Here is a 1,239-nt window from a genome sequence, read left to right as displayed (position 1 = left end):
CCCCCCCCACCCCACCAAAATCCGAAGAGCCAATAAAAAGCTAGGGAAACAAGGTGGGTTAATAGGCAAACAGGGACAGGGTTTCCACTACGTTGACGCGGATACAGGCCCATAGACAAAGTGTGTTGATAAAGAATATAGGCCGGTGATCAAGGTACGCCGCTAAAAAAATAGGCCAATAGACAAAGTATGTAACTAAAAAGGTAGGCTGATAAAGAGAGTTGTGCGCGAGGGGGGACTTGAACCCCCACGTCGTAAGACACTGGAACCTAAATCCAGCGCGTCTGCCAATTCCGCCACTCGCGCGTACCGGATTATTTTAGCGAAAAATACGCATTATGCCTAATTTATGGCAATAGTCACGCTGCCACTTTTTCGTCGTCGTATAAGAAACTGGATACCGCGAGCATTAACCTCAACGCTCCCCACCACGCTACACTCGTTTTTCTGTGGATACCTACCCAAAGTTAATCTTTTTTCATCAAGGCGTATCGTCTCCCATAAACGAGATATTGTTGTCCCTCACGTAAAAATAACTCCACACAATAATAAGAAGAACACCGAGTGCTAGGGTGTACATATACAATGCCGTAGGAATAAACCACACGGCAAAAAGGCACCCGCCACCGAAAACAAACGGCCATTTTCTCCACATACCCAACAAGGCAACAAGGAATGCCGCGCAGCCAATCCACAAGGAACGGATGAAGTATGTAAATGCGCGAGTAACATTTGGATCCGTGGTTGCACCCTGCTGATTTTTAAACGAAAAATAGCTGTACCAACCGCCAATAATAAGCCCAGCCACAAAAACTATGAGGATAATAGAGGTCAGTGTTGAACGGGGCATGCGTTTGTGAGGAGGCGTCGAACTCATAACCTCTACCCTACCTTAAGACGCAGATAAACCCGTAGGAGGCAAAGCGTTTTCCGTAGTGGATGAAGCATTTTCCCGAAAAACCGAACAATTTTCTGCAACAACACACCTTCAAGAGTCAGGCATATCCGCACAACACAAAATAATCCTGCAACCCCAACACCACCCTCGCCTCAGTCACATCGTCCTTCCCTACACCCCAAAACGCCCCGGGCGCAACCACACCCTCAACCCACTACGAAAGAAAACTATCGTCGTCAATATGTATTGAAGCGTACTGGGTTTTGTTCCTGTCTGTTTTTGAGAGGATTGGGAATATGGCTAAGAGGTATTCGCAGGGTTTTAAGGATCGCGCGGTTCGG

The 1,239-nt window shown here is 47.2% G+C and carries 1 protein-coding gene and 1 tRNA gene; both read right to left on the bottom strand.

The window, feature by feature from the left end; genetic code table 11:
* Positions 1 to 224: 224 nt before the first annotated feature.
* Positions 225 to 306 (bottom strand) — tRNA-Leu (locus G445_RS0108745).
* Positions 307 to 481: 175 nt separating this feature from the next.
* Positions 482 to 850, bottom strand: coding sequence for a hypothetical protein (locus G445_RS0108740; RefSeq protein WP_146002333.1), 369 nt, complete (start codon positions 848 to 850; stop codon positions 482 to 484).
* Positions 851 to 1,239 lie beyond the last annotated feature (389 nt).

Origin of the sequence: Actinotignum urinale DSM 15805, assembly GCF_000420445.1 — a bacterium.
GTDB classification, from domain to species: Bacteria; Actinomycetota; Actinomycetes; order Actinomycetales; family Actinomycetaceae; genus Actinotignum; species Actinotignum urinale.
This window is presented reverse-complemented; position numbering and strand designations above follow the sequence as displayed.

Bases quoted from the DNA above. Each gene is read 5' to 3' on its own strand.
- G445_RS0108740 (WP_146002333.1), bottom strand. From the start codon at position 850: ATGCCCCGTTCAACACTGACCTCTATTATCCTCATAGTTTTTGTGGCT.